This is a genomic window from Rhodopirellula sp. UBA1907 (assembly GCF_002337565.1).
GTDB classification, from domain to species: domain Bacteria; phylum Planctomycetota; class Planctomycetia; order Pirellulales; family Pirellulaceae; genus Rhodopirellula; species Rhodopirellula europaea.
Window position 1 is genome coordinate 32,385 of the sequence record NZ_DDGH01000006.1, and the last position, 2,417, is coordinate 34,801.

1 protein-coding gene is annotated in these 2,417 nt (G+C 56.9%); it reads right to left on the minus strand.

The features are described from left to right. Positions 1 to 94 precede the first annotated feature (94 nt). Positions 95 to 2,326 carry a threonine--tRNA ligase gene (gene thrS / locus B2R17_RS02060; RefSeq protein ID WP_286762711.1) on the minus strand — a complete coding sequence of 744 codons (2,232 nt, stop codon included), beginning with the start codon at positions 2,324 to 2,326 and terminating at the stop codon, positions 95 to 97. Between the last annotated feature and the right edge of the window lie 91 nt (positions 2,327 to 2,417).

Sequence of the window (2,417 nt, forward strand, 5' to 3'; positions counted from 1 at the left end):
ACTTCAAAACTGCACGACCTCCGCAGTCGGAGGAGAGCGATATACTAGGTGACTAAACTAGTGACAGCTCAACAAGCCGATCGGCAGCAGTCGATCAATAATCGGTCGCGGCGCCGCCGGATTCGGCGATCGACACGGTGCTGCCTTTGACGGCCTGGCGGACCTGACGCGTCTCGACTTCTTTTTGCAGACGCGCGATCGCCTCCTTGATCGGCATCGATCCGAGGTCGCCTTCGATTCGGTCACGCAGCGCGACCTGGCCCGACTCGGCTTCCTTCGGCCCCACGACGGCCATGTAGTTGACCAAGTCGATTTGGGCGTTGCGAATCTTTGCTTGGACCTTTCCGTCAGATGCATCGACGGTGACTTTGAACCCGGCTTCGTCGAATTGCTTGGCCACCGCGGTCGCGTATTCGACGGACTTGTCCGACAGAGGCAACACGCGAATTTGCTCGGGCGACAACCACATCGGGAACGCACCGGCAAAGTGCTCGATCAACATCCCGGTGAATCGTTCCAGCGAACCAAACGGTGCCCGGTGGATCATCACCGGTCGGTGAGTTGCGTTGTCGTTGCCTTTGTATTCCAGCTTGAAACGTTCGGGCAGGTTGTAATCCAACTGCACGGTTCCCAACTGCCATGAACGACCGATGCAGTCACGCACCATGAAGTCCGCTTTGGGACCATAGAACGCTGCTTCACCGGGTTCTTCGTTGAATGACAAACCGGATTGCTCCAGCACGCCTCGCAGAGCACCTTCCGCGTGATCCCAGTTCTCTTCGCTGCCGACGTACTTGCTGCTGTCCGGATCCCGCAGCGACAATTGCACGCGGTAATCGTCCAGCCCAACGGACTCGAGCACGAACTTGGTCAACTCGATCGTTGCCCGAAATTCCTCTTCGACTTGATCAGCGGTGCAGAAGATGTGCGCGTCATCTTGGGTCAGACCACGCACCCGCATCATCCCGTTCAGTTCACCAGTTTGCTCGTGACGATAGACGGTTCCGAACTCGAACAACCGCAGAGGCAACTGACGATACGATCGTGGCTGGGCACCAAAGATCTGACAGTGGTGCGGGCAGTTCATTGGCTTGAGCAGATAACGCTCGTGATTCAATTGCCAGCGATGCAGCACGTCCTTTTTCGCGTCATTGGATGCCGACGGTTTGTATTCGGGCAGTTTGACGCCAAAGACTTCCGCCGCGGCGATCAACTTGTCTTCGTCGTCCTTGGACAAATCATCTTTGTCCAATCGAGTGCTCCACGCATCCAACAACCCGCCGACTTCGCTGCCGAACAACGGAGCAAACTGGCTGTCGCGATAGTAGGGGAAGTGGCCGCTGGTTTCGTACATTTCCACACGACCGATGTGAGGGCTGTACACCGGGTCGTAACCACGCGAGAGCAATTCGCGACGCAAGAAATCTTCCAGCGTGACGCGAACGCGAGCTCCCTTGGGCAACCACAAACACAAACCTTGGCCGACTTCGGGATTGATCGCGAACAGGCCGTGTTGCTTGCCCAGCACGCGGTGATCGCGACGTTTGGCTTCTTCGATCTGCTCCAGGTAACTGGCCAGCTCTTTCTTGTCAAAGAAAGCGGTGCCGTAAACGCGTTGCAACTGACGGCCCGAAGCGTCGCCTTTCCAATAAGCGCCCGCAACGCTCAGCAGTTTGATCGCCTTAATCATTCCGGCGTGAGGAATGTGGGGTCCGCGGCAAAGGTCGACGAACTCGCCCTGACGATAGAAGCTGACCGTGGCTTGGTCGCCCAAACCGGTTTCGATGTGCTCGACCTTCAAGTCTTGATCGAGGTCATCGCAAAGCTTGCGGGCTTCATCACGATCCAGCACAAAGCGTTCGAACGGCTCTTTGGCTTTGATGATCTTTTTGATTTCCGCTTCGATCTTCGAAAAATCGTCCTCGCTGATTTTCTCTGGCATATCGAAGTCGTAATAGAAACCACCCGAGGTGGTCGGTCCGAACGCCAGCGAAACGCCTTTGTAGATTCGCATGATCGCGCGAGCCATCACGTGGGCGGCCGAGTGACGCAGCACATCGAGAGCCGATTCATCACGCGTGGTCAGCAAACGAAGCGGAACCACGTTTTCATCATCGGCGATCTCACCGAGCGGACGGAACGAATCGACAATCGCGCCGTCGACTTCGGCGGCCACGACGCTGCGGGCAAGGCCTTCGCTGATCTCTTTCGCGACGTCCATCGCGGTGGCGTCAGCGGGTTGGAGTTTCAGCGAGCCGTCCGGCAGTCGGACTTGAACTTCGGCGGCCTGGGAAGAAGCGGGGGACGAAGGGGAATCAGCGGACATCAGACAAATTTCTTTCTGAACAAGGATGGGTCGCGAGATACGAAGTCGCGAATCGATTGCCAAGAATAGCGGTTCAGGGGGGGACAGTAGA

Coding starts and splice junctions, on each gene's coding strand:
- thrS (WP_286762711.1), bottom strand. CDS start 2,326: ATGTCCGCTGATTCCCCTTCGTCCCCCGCTTCTTCCCAGGCCGCCGAA.